Origin of the sequence: Castellaniella sp., assembly GCF_041675725.1 — a bacterium.
Lineage (GTDB): Bacteria > Pseudomonadota > Gammaproteobacteria > Burkholderiales > Burkholderiaceae_B > Castellaniella.
The window spans coordinates 1-17563 of sequence record NZ_JBAYTI010000053.1 but is presented as its reverse complement, the minus strand read 5'-3'; the positions used below and the strand labels follow the sequence as shown (position 1 = coordinate 17563).

At 65.0% G+C, this 17563-nt stretch carries 15 protein-coding genes; 5 read left to right on the top strand and 10 right to left on the bottom strand.

The window, feature by feature from the left end:
* The 4 genes from dctP to WCZ84_RS10755 all read right to left on the bottom strand — a co-directional run.
* Positions 1–929 (bottom strand): TRAP transporter substrate-binding protein DctP (gene dctP, locus WCZ84_RS10770; RefSeq protein ID WP_372686274.1); only part of this gene is annotated, 929 nt, incomplete at its 3' end.
* Positions 930–1002: 73 nt separating this feature from the next.
* The gene (locus WCZ84_RS10765) at positions 1003–2547 is read right to left on the bottom strand and encodes a malonyl-CoA synthase (protein WP_372686273.1); all 1545 of its coding nucleotides are present in this window, start codon (positions 2545–2547) and stop codon (positions 1003–1005) included.
* Positions 2548–2624: 77 nt separating this feature from the next.
* Positions 2625–3395, bottom strand: a complete 771-nt coding sequence (yaaA, locus tag WCZ84_RS10760) for a peroxide stress protein YaaA (RefSeq protein WP_372686272.1) — start codon at positions 3393–3395, stop codon at positions 2625–2627.
* Between the two features lie 39 nt (positions 3396–3434).
* On the bottom strand, positions 3435–4166 hold the full coding sequence (locus WCZ84_RS10755) for a TerC family protein (protein WP_372686271.1): 732 nt from the start codon (positions 4164–4166) through the stop codon (positions 3435–3437).
* 258 nt (positions 4167–4424) lie between these two features.
* On the opposite strand from WCZ84_RS10755, the gene WCZ84_RS10750 reads away from it, so the two are divergent.
* On the top strand, positions 4425–5261 hold the full coding sequence (locus WCZ84_RS10750; protein ID WP_372686270.1) for a universal stress protein: 837 nt from the start codon (positions 4425–4427) through the stop codon (positions 5259–5261).
* An 81-nt stretch (positions 5262–5342) separates the two neighbouring features.
* On the opposite strand, the gene WCZ84_RS10745 is transcribed toward WCZ84_RS10750, so the two are convergent.
* On the bottom strand, positions 5343–6758 hold the full coding sequence (locus WCZ84_RS10745) for an amidase (protein WP_372686269.1): 1416 nt from the start codon (positions 6756–6758) through the stop codon (positions 5343–5345).
* A gap of 50 nt (positions 6759–6808) precedes the next feature.
* Complete coding sequence (locus WCZ84_RS10740) at positions 6809–7807, bottom strand: 2-hydroxyacid dehydrogenase (RefSeq protein ID WP_372686268.1); 999 nt, start codon at positions 7805–7807, stop codon at positions 6809–6811.
* Positions 7808–8034: 227 nt separating this feature from the next.
* Between WCZ84_RS10740 and WCZ84_RS10735 the strand changes: the two genes are divergently transcribed.
* From WCZ84_RS10735 to WCZ84_RS10725, 3 genes are all read left to right on the top strand, one after another.
* The gene (locus WCZ84_RS10735) at positions 8035–10275 is read left to right on the top strand and encodes a TonB-dependent receptor (protein ID WP_372686267.1); all 2241 of its coding nucleotides are present in this window, start codon (positions 8035–8037) and stop codon (positions 10273–10275) included.
* Positions 10276–10358: 83 nt separating this feature from the next.
* On the top strand, positions 10359–11129 hold the full coding sequence (locus WCZ84_RS10730) for a tetratricopeptide repeat protein (protein ID WP_372686276.1): 771 nt from the start codon (positions 10359–10361) through the stop codon (positions 11127–11129).
* Complete coding sequence (locus WCZ84_RS10725; RefSeq protein ID WP_372686266.1) at positions 11123–11806, top strand: Fe2+-dependent dioxygenase; 684 nt, start codon at positions 11123–11125, stop codon at positions 11804–11806. The genes WCZ84_RS10730 and WCZ84_RS10725 overlap by 7 nt, the downstream gene beginning before the upstream one ends.
* 2 nt (positions 11807–11808) lie before the next feature.
* Here WCZ84_RS10725 and serB read toward each other — a convergent pair whose 3' ends face one another.
* A complete protein-coding gene (serB, locus tag WCZ84_RS10720) occupies positions 11809–12663 on the bottom strand; it encodes a phosphoserine phosphatase SerB (RefSeq protein ID WP_372686265.1) in 855 nt (284 codons plus the stop codon).
* 53 nt (positions 12664–12716) lie between these two features.
* Between serB and WCZ84_RS10715 the strand changes: the two genes are divergently transcribed.
* Positions 12717–13835, top strand: coding sequence for an alpha-hydroxy-acid oxidizing protein (locus WCZ84_RS10715; RefSeq protein WP_372686264.1), 1119 nt, complete (start codon positions 12717–12719; stop codon positions 13833–13835).
* A 51-nt stretch (positions 13836–13886) separates the two neighbouring features.
* Here the strand turns inward: WCZ84_RS10715 and WCZ84_RS10710 are convergent, their stop codons facing one another.
* From WCZ84_RS10710 to WCZ84_RS10700, 3 genes are all read right to left on the bottom strand, one after another.
* The gene (locus WCZ84_RS10710; RefSeq protein WP_372686275.1) at positions 13887–14252 is read right to left on the bottom strand and encodes a DUF2818 family protein; all 366 of its coding nucleotides are present in this window, start codon (positions 14250–14252) and stop codon (positions 13887–13889) included.
* A 253-nt stretch (positions 14253–14505) separates the two neighbouring features.
* A complete protein-coding gene (gene nuoN / locus WCZ84_RS10705; RefSeq protein WP_372686263.1) occupies positions 14506–15990 on the bottom strand; it encodes an NADH-quinone oxidoreductase subunit NuoN in 1485 nt (494 codons plus the stop codon).
* Between the two features lie 12 nt (positions 15991–16002).
* Positions 16003–17490 (bottom strand): NADH-quinone oxidoreductase subunit M, encoded by a 1488-nt coding sequence (locus WCZ84_RS10700; RefSeq protein WP_372686262.1) that lies wholly within the window; start codon positions 17488–17490, stop codon positions 16003–16005.
* Between the last annotated feature and the right edge of the window lie 73 nt (positions 17491–17563).

Genomic DNA, 17563 nt, shown 5'->3' with positions numbered 1-17563 from the left:
TAGGAGGACTTCTTGGCGATGTCCATCCAGGCCTGATACTGGTCGGGCGTCATGGTGACGACCTCGACCCCGGCCTTGCCGTAGATATCGCGCATTTTCTGCTCGCCCTTCTTGGCTTCTTCAGTGAAATAGGCCTCTGCCTTCTTCCCCGCAGCGAGCATGGCTTCCCGTTGTGCGGGCTCGAGCCGGTCGAATACCTTTTTCGACATGAGCACCGGTTCATACATGAACCATAAGGCATTGTCCCCCGGCGCCGTCAGGCATTTGGCCAGTTCGTACAGGCGGTAGGAGACGAAACTGTCGTTGGACGTATTGGCGGCATCCAGGACGCCGGTCTGCATGGCCGAATACACCTCGGACGACGGCATGGACGAGATCGACGCGCCGGCCGCTGCCAGCATCTGCTCGAAAGCCGGCCCCGCAGCCCGAATGACCTGCCCCGCGATGCTGTCGGGTGCCGTAATGCAGTGTTTCTTGGACGCAAACCCACCCGCCAGCCAGGCATCGGCAATCACCACCACGCCCTGCTTCTCGATCAGCGCCTTGACGTCTTTCATGAAATCGGACCGGTTCAGGCGCTCGGCGTGTTCGTAGTTGCGCACCAGGCCCGGCATGAGCGTGATGGAGAACTGCGGGACACGACCGGATGCATAATCGAGTGGAAACGCGGCAATGTCGAGTTGGCCGCGAGTCAGCGCGCCCCACTGCTCGCTGGCCTTGTACAACGACTGCGCCGGAAACACCTGGATCTTCAGGTCGACCCCGGCATCGGCCACTTCACGGGCGATGATCTGCACCATTTCGTCGCGCGGATCGCCCTGCCCACCCGGAAACTGATGCGAAGCCCGCAGCGTCGTTTCAGCCGTCGAAGCCCCTGCACCCACGGCCAGTGCCAGCCCCACCGCAGTACAAATCATGTGTCGTTTCATTGCAGCCTCCGTATCAGTGGGGAACCGGCCTGGTCATCAGGCTCGATCAGCCCTGCCCGGGCCCGCCCCCTTTTCAAGAACGGCTCGCATACTGCTCCCGCAGCCGGTTTTTCTGGACCTTGCCCATGGTGTTGCGCGGCAATGCCCGAACTTCGACAATGGTTTTGGGTACTTTGAAATTGGCCAGAAGGGTCTTGAGCCGGGCCTGCATGGCCGCCAGATCGAGCCGGGCCCCCTCGCGCGGGACCACCACAGCCATGACGGATTCACCAAAATCGGGATGCGGCACCCCAATGACGGCCGACTCGAGTACGCCCGGCATGGCATCCAGGACCCCCTCGATTTCCTTTGGGTAGACGTTGTACCCGCCCGAGATGATCAGATCCTTGCTGCGCCCCACGATGCTGAGATAGTCGTGCGGGATCCCTGGCCCGCCCAGCACGCCGATGTCGCCCGTACGGAACCAGCCATCGGCGGTGAACTCTGCCCGTGTCTTCTCTGGCATGCGCCAGTACCCGGCAAACACGTTGGGCCCGCGCACCTGCACGTGCCCCGGCTGGCCCGCCGCAACAGGCCGATCATCATCCGCCACCACGCGCACGGCCACACCGGGCAGCGCGGGCCCCACGGTACCGGCCAGACGTTCGCCACGAGCCGGATCGTAGGGATTGGAGGTGTTCATGTTGGTCTCGCTCATGCCATAGCGTTCGAGAATTGTCATCCCCGTGCGGTCACGAAATTCATTGAACGTGTCCGCCAGCAAGGGGGCCGAGCCCGAGACGAACAGCCGCATGTTGCGGCATGATTCCCGATTGAAACGCGGATCGGCCAGCAAGCGGACGTAATAAGTGGGCACACCCATCATGACGGTGCACCGTGGCAGCTGAGCCAGTGCCAGCTCAATATCCAGGCGCGGCAGCCAGACCATGCGCGCACCGGCGAGCAAAGCCCCCTGCGCCGCGACGAACAGCCCGTGCACGTGGAAAATGGGCAACATATGCAGCAACACGTCATCGGGGCGCCAACCCCAGCATGCCTTCAGGGTGCGGGCATTCGAACTGAGATTGCCGTGCGTCAGCATCGCCCCCTTGCTGCGCCCCGTGGTACCGGACGTATACAGGATGGCGGCCAGGTCATCCTGGCCACGGTGCACGGTGTCGAACACCCCTGGCTGGCCTTCCAGCGCCCGCATCAGGCTTCCACCGCCATCGCTCTCGAGTGTTTCGACGTGCTGCGCGCCGTGGCGGCGGGCCAGCGGCTCGCACCAGGAACGCGCGGCTTCGGTACAGATGACGACGGCCGGCTCGGCGTCGCCCAGAAAATAGCCAACCTCTGCTTCGTGGTAGGCGGTATTCAGCGGCAAGTACACCCACCCGGCCCGCAGCGTGGCCAGATACAGGAAGAGTGCTTCAGGCGACTTGTCGACCTGCACGGCCACCCTGGAACCCGCCGGCGCGCCAGTGGCTGCAAGCCAGGCCGCCATCTGACTGCTTCGGGATTCGATATCCTGCCAAGTATAGGAACGTTCTGCCGTTTCAAGCGCCACCGAGCGGCGATCATCGGGAAAGCCCGATTGCAGTACGGCATACATGTTGTCATTGGCAGCGATCAAAATCATTCTCCGATGAAAACGGGATCCAGACCGTCCTGAAAAGCCTGTACACCCTGCCGGCCCACCTGGATCAACCAACGCCTTCAGCCACGCCGGAACACCAGGCGGGCATCGTCTGAGTTCGCCGCGTCCCAAGCATACCCCTCGGCGGTGAAATCGCATAGCTGCTCGGGCGATTCGGGCTGCCGCTGGATGACGTATCGGGCCATCAGCCCGCGCGCCCGCTTGGCACGGATACCGATCACTTTCCAAACGCCGTCTTTCAGGTCTTGAAACACGCATTCGATGACCCGGGCCTGTAGCAGGGGAACCTGCACTGCCTTGAAATATTCGGCCGAGGCCAGATTCAGGAGGACCCGTTCACCCGGCAAGCCATCGAGGCGCCGGTTCAGCGCCTCGGTGATCTGCGCCCCCCACCAGGCATACAAATGGGCACCCCGCCCGGTTTTGAGGCGGGTGCCCATTTCGAGCCGATGCGGCTGGATCAGATCCAGCGGCCGCAGCACACCATACAGACCACTGAGCAAGGCAAGATGGTCCTGCGCCCAGGCCAGCTGCTGGCCATCGAGCGTGTGCGCCTGCAACCCGGCATAGACGTCGCCATCGAACGCCAGCACGGCCTGGCGCGCATGCTGCAGATCGGGCTGCCTGACCCAGCCGGCGTACCGCTGGGCGTTCAGTTCGGCCAGCGCATCCGACAGCTTCATGAGGCGTGCCAGCCCCGCCGGCCCCAAGCCCTGCAGATGCCCGACCAGCTCGTTGGCCTGTTCCAGAAACAAGGGCTGCGTGTGCGCCGTGACACGCAGCGGAGAATCGAAATCCAGCTTCTTGGCCGGCGACAGAACCATCAACATGGCATGACCTCCTTGCAGGCTGACCAGTGTAACGCGAGCTCAGGCCAGGCGCCGGTTGCGTGCGTGGCGCCGGCGGGCCACCAGGCGCCCCACGGCCATGACCAGCACCGCGCCCAATGCTTCGGCGCCCCACACCCAGGCCGTCGGCATCGGCCCATACCAACGCGCGAACACCGCATCGCCGACCAGCATCCCGCCGGCAATCCAGCCCAGCAAACCGGCCCCCAGGGTCACCACGGCCGGATAGCGGTCGATACACTTGAGCACCAACGTGCTGCCCCAGACGATCACCGGCACGCTGAACAGCAGCCCGAAGATCACCAGGCCGAGCTGATGGTGCTCGGCCGCATTCTGGGCCGCCCCGGCAATGGCGATGACGTTGTCCAGGCTCATGACCACGTCGGCCAGCACAATCGTGCGAATGGCCGCCAGAAGCGATGGCCCCGCGTGGATCGCCCCATGGGGATGGGCTTCGGGCAAGAGCAGCTTGACGCCGATCCAGAACAACAGGAGCGCGCCGGTGATTTTCAGGCCCGGCAGCCCAAGCAGCACCAGTGCGAAGCTGATCAGCAGGATGCGCAATACGATGGCGCCCGCGGTGCCCCACAGAATGCCCAGCAGGCGCTGGCGGGGCGGCAGCCGGCGGCAGGCGAGCGCAATGACGACGGCATTGTCGCCACCGAGCAGAATATCGATGAGGACGATCTGAAAGACGGCAGCCCAATGCAGGGTCAGGAAAAATTCGGATAGCGAGGCGGTGAGATCGTGCACGGAGACTCCAGAAAAAAGCCGGACACTTCAGTGGCCGGCGTTTCTTGAAGTTGCACCTTGCCCCTGAGCGGCAAGGTCTTGCCCACAGCCCGTGACAGGCTGCCCGTGCACCGGAAGCCCGCGATGGGGCAACGTATTGACGACACAACGGCGGGAGGGCGACTCCCCTTGTTGAGGAAAATTATAGACGAATCCTGGTGCCAATGGCATGATGTCGAATGCCGAACTGAAAACATTCCTTACAACGGGGGTATACACATGCTGGGGCGTATCGGTATTCATCTGAACCAGGACCACACCTGCGAAAGGCGCATCGACATCGGCCTGCGGCTGGCGGCCGCGCACGGCGCCGAAGTGGTCGGTATCTACCCGTCAGCCGGCGTGGCCGGCCTGCAACAAGACGACAACATCCTGCCACAGGAAGTGCGCACGGCCCTGCGGGGGCGCCAGGAAGAACACCGCGAGGCCACCCGCGCGCTGTTTCTGGAAAAGGCCCAGGCGGCCGGCGTTGCATGTCAATGGCGGACCCCGACGGGCGACGTCGATGATTCTCTTGCCCTGCACGCGCGCTACTGCGATCTGCTGGTCATGAGCAAGGTCGACCCGGCCGACAGCTTCTCGTCCTTGCGCCCCAACCTGCCCGAAGCCGTGGTCATGGCCGCGGGCCGGCCGGTGCTCATGGTGCCCAACTATGGCCGCTTCGAAACCATTGGCCAGCGGATACTGTATTGCTGGGATCAGCGCCGCGAATCCGCGCGCGCCTTTACCGATGCTGCTCCGCTGCTGCGCGAATGCAAATCGCTGGTGGTGCTCGAAATCGATCGCAATGAAAAACTGGCCACCGAGCACGACCTGCACGATGACGACTTCGCAAACTACTGCCGGCGTCTCGGTTACCCCGAACCCCAGCACATGGTCAAAGAAAGCACGGGCTATGGCGTGGGCAACGTCATCCTGAACACTGCCGCCGACACCGACCGCGACCTGATCGTCATGGGGGCCTATGGCCATAGCCGGATGCGCCAATGGATCATGGGCGGCGCCACCAGCACCCTGCTGACCAGCATGACCGTGCCCGTGCTGCTGGCCAACTGACGGCGCACCGGCCGGGCCGCGGGCGCTGCGGCGCGGCCGGCAACCCCGGGCGCACGGCGCCCGCGCCCAAAGCCCCTGCTCCTATGCCTTCAGCAAGGCGTTCAGGTCCGGGCGCCGCTCGTGCCATTGGGTGCCGTCCTGATAAGCGCAGCCAATGCGCAGGGCCATGGCCTCGTCGTACTGGCGGCACAAGACCTGCAAGGACGTCGGCAAACCCAGTTCGTCATGGCCATTGGGCAGCGCCATGGCACACAGATTCAGGAAATTGCCGAACCGGGTAAAACGTGACGGGCTGCTGTCCTGGTCCAGCTGGTCGAGCGCAATGGCCGTGGTGGCGGTGGTCGGGGTCAGCAGGGCATCGACCGAATCGAATATGCGGTCAAAGGCCTCGATCGACGCCTTGCGTTGCGCCAGCGCCTGCAGATAACCACAAGAGGAGATCTCGCGCCCCGCCAGCACCCGCGCCCGTACGGCTTCGTCCAGGGGTTGGTCTGGGTCATCGACCATGTCGTGCAACACGGCATAGCTTTCGGCCGACATGATACGGCCGTTCAAGGTCGCGACCTCGGAAAAATCGACCGGCAGGGGCAGCGACACGATGTCTGCCCCCATGTCGGCCAGCTCATCCAGCGCCCGGTCGTAGGCATCGAGTACGGACTGTGCCAACCCCGCGCGTTCGCTGTCCGGCATGCGGGCGAACCGCAGCCCTGCAACGCCTTTGTGCGGGCCGGCCGTGCTGCGCTCGGGCGGCAGGCCCAGCGTACGGGCATCGAGCGGATCCGGCCCCTGCATGGCCAGATACAGCAGGGCGGCATCCTGCGCCGTGGCCGTCATCGGGCCGGGGGTGTCCAGCGTTTGGGCCAGCGGCAACACCCCGTAGTTGCTGATGCGCCCGGCCGACGTCTTCAGGCTGGTGATGCCGCACCATGACGCGGGCAAGCGCACGGATCCGCCCGTGTCCGTGCCGATGGCCCAAGGGGCCAGCCCAGCGGCCACGGCGACCCCCGAGCCGCTGCTCGAGCCCCCTGGAATACGCGCCCGGTCGAGATCCCAGGGGTTCCATGGCGCCCCCATGCCGGTGTTGGTGCCCCAGCCGCCATACGCGAACTCGACCATGTGGGTCTTGCCGAGGATGATCATGCCCTGCGCCAGCAGGCGCTGGATCAGCGTGGCCGTGACGGCCGAGCGCCGCTGCCCCCAGGCGGCGCAACCCGCCGTCGTGATGCGCCCTTCGATCTCGATCAGGTCCTTGACGGCAACCGGAATGCCGTGCAGAGGCCCCAGCGGATAACCCGCCCGCCTGGCCAGGTCGGCCGCCTGGGCAGCCAGGCGGGCATCCTCTGCATAGACTTCCGAGTAGGCGTGCAATGTGTCATCGAGCGCCGCGATGCGCGCCAGATAGGCATCGACCAAATCGACGGCCGAAATCTTCCGGGACGACAGGGCCTCGGATTGCTGGGCAATCGACCACGCCGTCAAGTCTGCAGATGTTTCCATGATGTCTCCAACGTTGTCTTAAATGTCATGGTGCCCCTGACCGCACCGGATCAGCGATGCGCCACTTCGGGGTTGATGGGCGTCCTGGCCTTGCCTTCGGTGAGCCAGCCAATCAGGTTGTCGCAGGCCAGGTCGATCATGGCCTTGCGTGTCGGGACCGATGCACTGCCGATATGCGGGGTCAGGACCACATTGTTGCAAGCCAGCAGATCGGGATGCACCTTCGGTTCGCCCTCGAATACATCGAGCCCGGCTGCGGCCAGGCGGCCCTCGCGCAGGGCGCGGGCCAGCGCCGCGTCATCCACCACCCCGCCACGCCCGATGTTGACCAGCGTGGCCGTGGGCTTCATCAGCGCCAGCTGCCCGGCGCCGATCAGGTGATGCGACTCTTTCGAGTACGGTACCACCAGCACGACGTGATCCGCCGTGCGCAGCAGCTCATCGAGCCCCAGATAACGTGCGCCCAGCGCCTGCTCGGTGCTTTCGGGCAGGCGGGTGCGGTTGTGGTAGACCACCGGCATGTCGAAGCCACGCGCCCCGCGGCGGGCGATGGCCTGGCCGATGCGGCCCATGCCCACCACGCCCAGGGTACTGCCGTAGATATCCTGCCCGGTGAGCATGTCCCAGGACCATCGGTCCCAGCGACCGGCGCGCAGAAAATGTTCGGATTCGGTGATGCGCCGCGCAGCCGCCATGAGCAGCACGAAGCCCAGATCGGCCGTGGTTTCTGTCAATACCTCTGGCACATTGGTCGCCAATACGCCGGCGGCCGTCATGGCCGGGATATCGAAATTGTTGTAACCCACCGCCATATTGGCGCAGATCTTCAGATCTGGACAGCGCGCCAGCACAGCGGCGTCGATACGGTCGCCCCCGGTGGTGAAGGCGCCCTGCTTGCCCTGCAGACGCGCGATCAGTTCTTCTTGGGACCAGAGCACGTCGTCCTGATTGGCGGTGACGTCGAAGTGTTCGGCCAGACGCTCGAGCGCAGCCGGATAGACGGCCCGGCAGACCAGAACGGCCGGGCGCGCAGCGGGATGAGTGTTCATGCTGTGGAATCCTGAGGTAGCGGCACAATGTTTCAAGCATATCAGCCCAACGACCGCTTTGCAGAGAAACCGCGCGTCTCTGACGGACATCGCCCGTCCGGCGCCCGTTCACCCGCAATCGCCATCCATTCGACATCGCAAATAATAATTGTATTGAGAAGGATTCTTGTTTAGAATTTCCTTGATTCGTACCTCAACTTGATCTTTGTCATTTCTGGAGTCCTCCCTTGAACAGCTCATCCGAACTTGCCGGCCCACGACTGGGGGGCAGCCTGGCCACTGCATTGGCCACCCCCGCCCTGTTGATGCTCCCCCCCTCTGGACAAGCCCAGAACGCCGAACCCGTCGAACTCTCACCCATCCGGATACAAGGCGAGAACCCGGCGCCATTTCATGTGGACGAGTCTGCCTCCAGCAAGTTGACCGAGCCCCTGCTCAATACGGCCCGATCGGTGGACGTCATCCCGCGCGAAGTGATCCAGAGCCAGGCGGCCAGCACGCTGACCGACGTGCTGCGCAACGCCCCGGGCATCACGTTTGGCGCAGGCGAAGGCGGCAACCCGCTGGGCGATCGCCCCTTCATCCGCGGCTATGATGCACAATCCAGCACGTACATCGACGGCATGCGCGACATCGGCGCCACGTCGCGCGACATCTTCAACACCGAGCAGGTCGAGATCATCAAAGGTCCGGACAGCGTATACGCCGGCCGGGGCGGCGCCGGCGGCAGCATCGACCTGATCAGCAAGACGGCCAAGCTGCACGACTTCACCGATATCTCGCTGGGCGTGGGCAGCGCCCGCTACCTGCGCTCGACCATCGACAGCAACTGGCGGCTCAATGACCATTCGGCTTTTCGGCTCAACCTGATGGGCCACAAGCAGAACGTGGACGGGCGCGATTCGGTCGACTACAAGCGCTGGGGCGTCGCACCGACCTTCAGCTTTGGCCTGGGCACGCCCACGCGGGTGTCCCTGTCGTACTACCACATGCAGGCGAACGACACGCCCGACAGCGGCATCCCCTACACCAAGCCGGCCGATCCCGCCGCCATGCGCACTCCCATCGACGTGGACCGCCACAATTTCTACGGCCTGGACAGCGATTACCGTAAAGGCCGCAGCGACATGGCGACCCTGCGCGTGGAGCACGACCTCACGGACCGCCTGACGCTCATCAACCAGACGCGCTATACCCACAGCACACTGGAATACGTGGTCACACAGCCCGACGACAGCAAGGGCAACGTCAACAACGGCCTGGTCTGGCGCCGGGCCAATACGCGCGACAGCCGGGTGGCCACGTGGGCCAATCAAACCGAGTTGCAAGGCACGTTCGCCACCGGCCGGACCCAGCACCGCTTCTTGCTGGGCATAGAGCTGTCCGAGGAAAAGGGTCGCAAGGACAGCCTGGACGTCGCCCGCGGAGATGGCAGCTGCCCGCCAGGCAGCGCCGGCGCACCATCGGGCTACAACTGCACCAGCCTGTGGGCGCCCGATCCATCCGACCCATGGCAGAACACCGGCACGGGCGGACCCAGAGGGGAGAACAGCAACACCCGCACGTTGACACGCTCGGTCTACGCCTTCGACACGCTGGATCTGAGCGAACGGTGGCTCGCTTCGGTGGGGCTGCGGGTGGACGACTACCGCACGCGCCTGACCCCCTACGGGCAGAGCGGGATCGACCGCAGCGACACCTTGTTCAATTACCAACTGGGCCTGGTCTACAAACCGATGGAAAACGGCAGCATCTACGCCACGTTCGGCACGTCCTCCACACCAGCCGGCGCCACCCTGGGCGAAGGCAGCGAGGGGCAGAGCCTGACGCCAAACTGTCGGGGCGGCACCTGCCGGGGTCTGAACGCCGCCGACATGGCACCGGAAAAAAACCGCTTCTATGAGCTGGGCACCAAATGGGCCTTCCTGGATGGCCGCCTGGGCCTGAATGCGGCCGTGTTCCGCATCGAGACCACCAACGCGCGCGTCATCCTCCCCAGCGGCGACTACGCCATGGCCGGCAAGAAACACGTGGACGGCTTCGAATTGGGCTTCTCGGGCACGATCACGCCACAGTGGCAAGCCTATGGCGGCTACACCTATCTGCGCAGCCGCATCGACGACGATGGCCAGAGCGGTTCGGCATCGGACGCGGGCAATGACTTCCCCAACACGCCCCGCAGCAGCTTCAGCCTGTGGAACACCTATGCGTTCACGCCACAGTTCACAGCCGGCGTCGGCGCGTTCTACGTGGACAAGCAATATGGCAACACCGCCAATACCGTCAGCATCCCGTCTTATTGGCGCTTCGATGCCATGGCCAACTACCAGATCAACAAAACGGTGGACATCCAACTGAACGTGAACAACCTGTTCAACAAGACATATTACGAAAAAGCGTATGCCTCGCACTATGCCACCCTCGCCAGCGGGCGGGCGGCCATCGCCACGGTGAACCTGCACTTCTGATGGCGAACGCACACACCGGCAACGCCGCCGCCAGGCCGACGCGCCCGCCCTTGGCCGGGCCGGCCGCGCTGGACACCCGAACCATCAACCGGATGGACCGGCAGGCGCTGGCGGCCCGCTACGCCCAAACGCTGGCAGGCCCGGCCCGTGAAGCCGCAGCGGCGCTCAAGGCGGCGGCCGAAGGGGGCGTGATCCAGGCACAGCTGGTGTATGGCCAATGGCTGCTCGACGGCCACGGCGTCGGGCGCAATCCACAGGCTGCGATTCAGTGGTTCACCCACGCGGCCCGCAATGGCCATCCAATGGCGCTCAACATGCTGGGCCAGTGCCATGCGCATGGGTGGGGCGTGGCGCCCAATCCGCTGATGGCGGCGTATTGGTTTCGCCTCGCGGCCCAGGCGGGCCTGGACTGGGGCATGTACAACTATGCCACGGCCCTGGCGCTGGGCGATGGGATCGGGCGCGACCGTCGTGCCGCATTGGGCTGGTTCCAGGCCGCCGCCGCCCTCGGGCATGCGAAGTCCATGAACATGGTCGGCAGTTTTCATGAAGACGGCTGGATCGTACCCAAGGATCTGGATGCGGCGCTGCACCACTATCTGCGGGCAGCCAGGGGGGGTGATTTCCGCGGCCAGTTCAACGCCGCCCGCCTGCTTCTGGGGCGCGGCCACGCCGACGATGCGCGCGCCTGGCTCGCACGCGTCCCGGACAGCGCCACGCCCGCCTTCCTGCACAAGGCGGCGCGCTGGCTGCGAAGCCAGCCCGCCTGCGCCGACCTGGTGCCCTATTTTCGCGCCCAGGCCCGGCGGCGGCCCGCCCGCGATGCCGATCCCGTGCCTGGTGAGTCATGCTGATCACCCTGCCCGATCTGCTGCCGCGCGAAGAAGCGCGGGCATACCGCACGGCGCTCGCGCAGGCGCGCTGGCTCGACGGCCGCCAGACGGCCGGCCACGTGGCATCCCGGGTCAAGGCTAACCGGCAACTCGCCCTCGGCGACCCGCTCGCCCGACGGATCGGCCAGCGCATCGTCCAGGCGCTGCAAGGCGACCCGGTCTTCCAGTCGGCCGTGCTGCCCGCGCGCATCCTGCCGCCCCGTTTCAACCGCTATGAAGGGGGCGAGCACTATGGTTTTCATATCGACAACGCCCTCTTTCGCCGGCCCGACGACGCCGGACTGATCCGTTGCGACGTCTCGACCACGGTATTTTTCAGTGATCCGGACGACTATGACGGCGGTGAGCTGGTGGTGCAGGACACATACGGCGAACAGCGTGTCAAGCTGCCCGCCGGCGCTGCGGTGATCTATCCCGGGACCAGCCTGCACCAGGTCACCCCCGTGACCCGCGGCGTGCGCCTGGGCGCCTTTTTCTGGACCCAGAGCCTGGTGCGCGACGACCATCGCCGCAGCCTGCTCTTGCAGCAGGACGTCGCCATCCAGCGCCTGATCAACGACCGGGCCGAATCAGAGATCATCGCCGGCCTGACCGGTGTCTACCACAACCTGCTGCGCCTGTGGGCAGACCCGACATGACATCAGCCATGACGCAGGCGAAACCACGACAGCACCCCGTCCAGCGGGCTGTAATCCAGCGCAAAGCGAGCCTGCGCGCGCACCACCGGCTTGGCCCGGTACGCCACCGAGTAATGCGCTTCGGCCATCATCGGCAAATCGTTCGAGCCGTCGCCCAGCACGATGATCTGCTCGGGCGTCGCCTTGAGCCGGGCGGCCAGCTCACGGACGTGGCGGGCCTTGGCGTCGCCGTCGACGATGTCTCCCAGTACCCGGCCCGTAAGCGCCCCATCGACCACTTCGAGCACGTTGGCATGGGCCGCGTCGAGCGCCAGGCCACGCCGCAGGCGCTCGGTAAAGAATGTAAAACCGCCCGACACCAGCATGACCTTGAGGCCGTGGCCGCGCACGACTTCGATCAGGCGCTCGGCGCCGGGATTGAGCCGCAGCCGCTCGCGGAACACCTGTTCGAGTGCCGATTCGGGCAAGCCACGCAACAGGGCGACACGCTGGCGCAGGCTGTCGGCATAGTGCGGGATTTCGCCGCGCATGGCTGCTTCGGTGATGGCCGCCACCTGTGGCTTGCAACCCGCCATGTCGGCGAGTTCGTCCACGCATTCGATGTTGATCAGCGTCGAATCCATATCCATGACGAGCATTTTGCAGCTGCTCAGCAAGGGGATGGTATCCAGCCAGGCGGCATCCAGGCGGGCCGCCTGCGCCAGGGCCATGACTTCTTCGCGGCTGCCTTCGTCGACGTGGAGCAGCCGCACCACGGTGGGGGATAATTCCTGAACCCCGCCGGCGCTGGCCACGGCCGCCAGGCGTTCGACATCCGCCTGCTGGATGCGCGGAGCCTGCAAAATCACGTGAGCCATCGAACCTGCCTGCCTGCAAACGTCAAAACCGACATTATCCCAGAGATCGCCTCTTGAGCCCATCACCGCCCACCGCCCGGCCCGCCGCCCTCCACCCGCCGCTGACTGCGGACGACTACGCCGAGCGGGCACGCCGCCGGCTGGATCCGGCCACCGCCGCCTGGCTGGACGGTGCCGGAGCCGACGCGCTGACGCTACAGGCCAACCGCCGCGCCTTCGAACAGCAGGCGCTGATCGGGCGGGTGCTGCGCCCGCTTCAGGGTGCGCATACCCGTCTGACGCTGGCGGGTCAGCCGCTCGCCCACCCGATCCTGATCGCCCCCACCGCCTGGCATGGTCTGGTCCACCCCGATGCAGAACGGGCGACCGCCCTGGCCGCCGCCGCCACGCATACGATTCTGATCCTCAGCTGCCAATCCGGAACCCCCATCGAGACCTTGGCGGGCCTGCCCGATCCGCCCGCTCTGTGGTTCCAGCTATATAGCCAGCGCGAGCGCGCCCACACCCTGGCGCTGGCGCGCCGAGCCTTGTCCGCCGGGGCCAGAGCCCTCGTGCTGACGGTCGATGCGCCCGTCAGCGGGGTGCGCAATACCGAGCAGCGCAGCGGTTTTTCCTGCCCGGGCTGGATTCGCAGTGTGCACCTGGAAGGCCTGTCGCCGGCCCGTGCGCGGCCCGTGCCGGTCGGCGGCAGCCCACTGTTCGACAGCGGCCTGCTCGATGCGGCCCCCACCTGGGATGACATTGCCTGGTTGCGTGCCGCGCTGCCCGATGCCGCTTTATGGCTCAAGGGCCTCTTGCACCCGGACGACGCCGTCCAGGCCATCACGCTGGGGATCGATGGCCTGATCGTGTCGAATCACGGCGGACGCTGCCTGGATACCTTGCCGGCGACACTCACTGCGCTGCCCGCTGTGGCGCACGCCGTGGCCGGCCGCGTTCCCCTGCTGCTGGACGGGGGCATCCGGCGCGGCACCGACATCCTGAAGGCACTCGCCCTGGGCGCCCGGGCCGTGCTGCTGGGGCGGCCGATCCTGCACGCACTGGCGGTCGGCGGCGCACCCGCCGTCGCCCACGTGATCCAGATCCTGCGCGGCGAACTGGAAGTGGCCATGGCCCTGACCGGTTGCCGCACACTCGACGATGTCAGCCAAGCCGTCCTGTTCGAAAAATGAAACCTGTCGATGCGCCCGGTGGCCAGCCCGGGCGGCGGCACCATGACGGGCTCAGCGCCGGCGCTTGAGCATGTAGCGCCAGACAAAGCCCGGATAGCCCAGCACCAGGAACAGCGCCAACGTGACGGCGTAGAACTCCCAACCCTGCGCAAACGCATTGCCCAGGTTGAGCTCAAAGGCAAAGCCCAGGGTGCCGACGAGCACGTAGCCTACCAGCACCTCCAGAAACCGATCCACAAAGGGCTTGGCCGCAGCCGGGTCCGGCCGTCGCGGCACCCGCCGGGCGGGTGTGTCCTGTGCCGCCGCTGTGGCCGGTAGCGCCGGCGCTACCGGCTGATTGCCAAACGCCCCCGGCAGCCAGAGCAGCACCGCGACCAGCACGCCACTGAAAAGCAGCTTGAGCACGAACAGCCCCACCAGGCCGCCCCCCCCGGCAAATGCCCCGCCCACCAGCCACAAAGTGGCCCAGGACCAGAGCGCCAGGACCAGAAGGAAAACCACGCAGAGCAGCCAGGCCAGCCCGCTGTGGGCCCGCACCCCCCGGATCGAGGCGCGCCAGGGCCAGGGCGCAAGCCGCCGGTTGCAAACGAAGGGCAGGTTCGCCATGACCAGTGCACTGATGATGACGATCCAGGAAGCACCCGTCAGCGACATGAACGACCGACCTGCCTCAGAAGCTGAGCGATTGCTGGATCACGTGCACGCACAGCGCCATCAGCCCACCCGGCAAAATACCCAGGCCGATCACCAGCAGGCCATTGACGGACATCACGCTGCGCGTGACCGGCGTGCCGGCACCCACCGTGATGTGGTCTTCGGGCTCGTCGAAATAGGCCATCTTGACGACCCGCAGGTAATAGAAGCAGCCGATCAGCGAACACAGCACCGCAAACACCGCCACGGCCACGTGACCCGCGCTGATCAGGGCCTGCAGCACCACCAGCTTGGCATAGAAACCCGACAGCGGCGGGATCCCCGCCAGCGAGAACATGGACAGCAGCAGAACGCCCGCCAGCAGCGGATTGCGCCGGTTCAGCCCCTTGAGGTCGGAGATTTCCTCGGCCTCGAACCCCTGGCGCGACAAGACGAGGATCATGCCAAACGTGGACAAAGTGGTGAGCACGTAAATGACCACATAGAACAGGGCCGAACCATAAGCCGCCGCCACGGCGCCAGGCTGATCTTCGTAGACGCCCGAGAGCAGCCCGAGAAACACGAAGCCCATCTGGCCGATGGTGGAATAGGCCAGCATGCGCTTGAAATTGGTTTGCGCGATGGCGACCACATTGCCAATGGCGAGCGATAGCACGGCCATGATGAGCAGCATGGGCTGCCAATCGAAGGCAATGCCGTGCAGGGCCTCGATCAGCAGGCGCAGGGTGATCACGAAGGCGGCGAATTTCGGCGCCGCGGCCACCAGCAGCGTGACGGTGGTGGGCGACCCCTGGTACACGTCGGGCGTCCACATGTGGAAGGGCGCCGCCGTGAGCTTGAAGGCCAGGCCCGAGACGATGAACACGACCCCGAAGGCCAGCGGCAGGCGCTGGGCATCGCCCTGACGGATGACTTCGGCAATCTCGGCCAGGCCCAGCTCGCCCGTGGCGCCGTAAATCATGGACATGCCGTAGAGCAAAATACCCGACGCCAGGCAGCCCAGCACGTAGTACTTCATGGCCGCCTCGGTGGCCACCAGATGGTCGCGGCGCACGGCGATCAGCGCATAGAGCGCAAACGACATGAGCTCGACGCCCAGGTACACCGTGAGCATGTTGCCCGCCGAAATCATGATGAATTCGCCCAGCAGGGTGAGCAGCGCCAGCGAATACATTTCGCCGCCGCGTGCCACCATGTCGCGGTGCTCGGCATAGGCCCGCCCGTAGATGAGCGTCACGCCCACCGCGATGGCCGACAGGATTTTCATGAAATGGGCCAGCGAGTCGGTGACGTACAGCGAACTGAACGTGCGCCCCTGGGTGTCTTCACCCCACTGCCCCCAGGACACGAAGATGACGATCAGAATGGTGCCCATGGTCAGCATGAAGGTCATGCGGCGGGTCGGCTCGTTGCCAAAGGCATCGATGAGCAGTACGGCGCCGGTCAGCACCAGCAGTACGATCTCGGGTGTGGCCAGGGCGAAGTCGAACAGATTATGCATGGTGTATCAGGCCTACAGTTTCGAGATGGACACGTGATCGAGCAGGGCTTGCACAGACGGATGCATGAGCTCGGTGAAGAAACGCGGATAGATCCCCAGGAACAGCACGAAGAACGCCAACAGGCCCAGGATCAGGAACTCGCGGCTGCAGAGGTCGCGCATGCCGTCGACCTGCTCGTTGGCCACCGGCCCCAGCGCCACGCGCTTGAACATCCAGAGCGAGTAGCCGGCCCCCCAGATCAGCGCCGTGGCCGCCAACAGGCCGATCCAGAAGTTGTACTGCACGGCCCCCAGAATGACGGTGAACTCGCCGATGAAGCCGCTGGTGCCCGGCAGGCCGGCATTGGCCATGGAAAACAGCAGAAAATACGTGGCAAAACGCGGCATGCGGTTGATCAGCCCGCCATAGGCATCGATGCGCCGCGTGTGCAGGCGATCGTACATCACCCCGATGCACATGAACATGGCGCCGGATACGAAGCCGTGTGAAATCATCTGGATGATCGCGCCTTCCAGCCCGGTGATGTTGAAGATGAAAAAGCCCAGCGTGACGAAGCCCATGTGCGCCACGGAAGAGTACGCCACCAGCTTTTTCATGTCGTCCTGCACGATCGCCACCAGGCCGATGTAGATCACGGCCACGAGCGACAGCGCGATCATGATGCCGGCCAGGCTGTGGGCGGCGTCGGGCGTGATCGGCAGCGAGAAGCGCAGGAACGCATAACAGCCCAGCTTGAGCATGATGGCGGCCAGCACGATGGACCCCCCGGTGGGCGCTTCGACGTGGGCATCGGGCAGCCAGGTGTGGATGGGCCACATGGGCACCTTGACGGCAAAGGCCGCAAACAGCGCGATGAAGATCAGGATCTGCTGGGTATAGCCCAGGGGCATGTTCTGCCACGTGAGGACGTCGAACGAACCGCCCGCCACATGCCACAGGTAAATGAAGGCGATCAGCGTGAGCAGCGAGCCCATGAGGGTGTACAAAAAGAACTTGAAGGCGGCGTACACGCGGTTCGGCCCGCCCCAGGCCCCGATGATGATGTACATGGGGATCAGGGTGGCTTCGAAGAACACGTAGAACAACATGCCATCGAGCGCGCTGAAGACGCCGATCATCAGCCCCGAAAGAATCAGGAAGGCGGCCATGTACTGCGCCACGCGCGAGCGGATGACCTCCCAGCCCGCCAGCACCACGATGATGGTGATGAAAGCCGTGAGCAGGATGAACCAGACCGAGATCCCGTCGATGCCCAGGTGGTAATTGAGGTGGAACGTTTCGATCCAGGGCGCGAATTCGACGAACTGCATGTCGGCCGTCGTGGCGTCGAAACCCGTGTACAGCGGCAGGGTGACCAGAAAGGCCACGATCGCGCCCACCAGCGACAGGACCCGGGCCGGCCCGGGATTGTCGTCGCGCCCGATCAGCAACACCAGCAGGCCGAAGAAAATCGGCACGAAGATCGACAGGGTCAGCCAGGGGAGTGTTGAAGACGCCATTTCGCTAGCCATCAGTGAACCATCAAGACGAAGAATGTGAGAAACACCATGATGCCCAGGATCATGGCGAAGG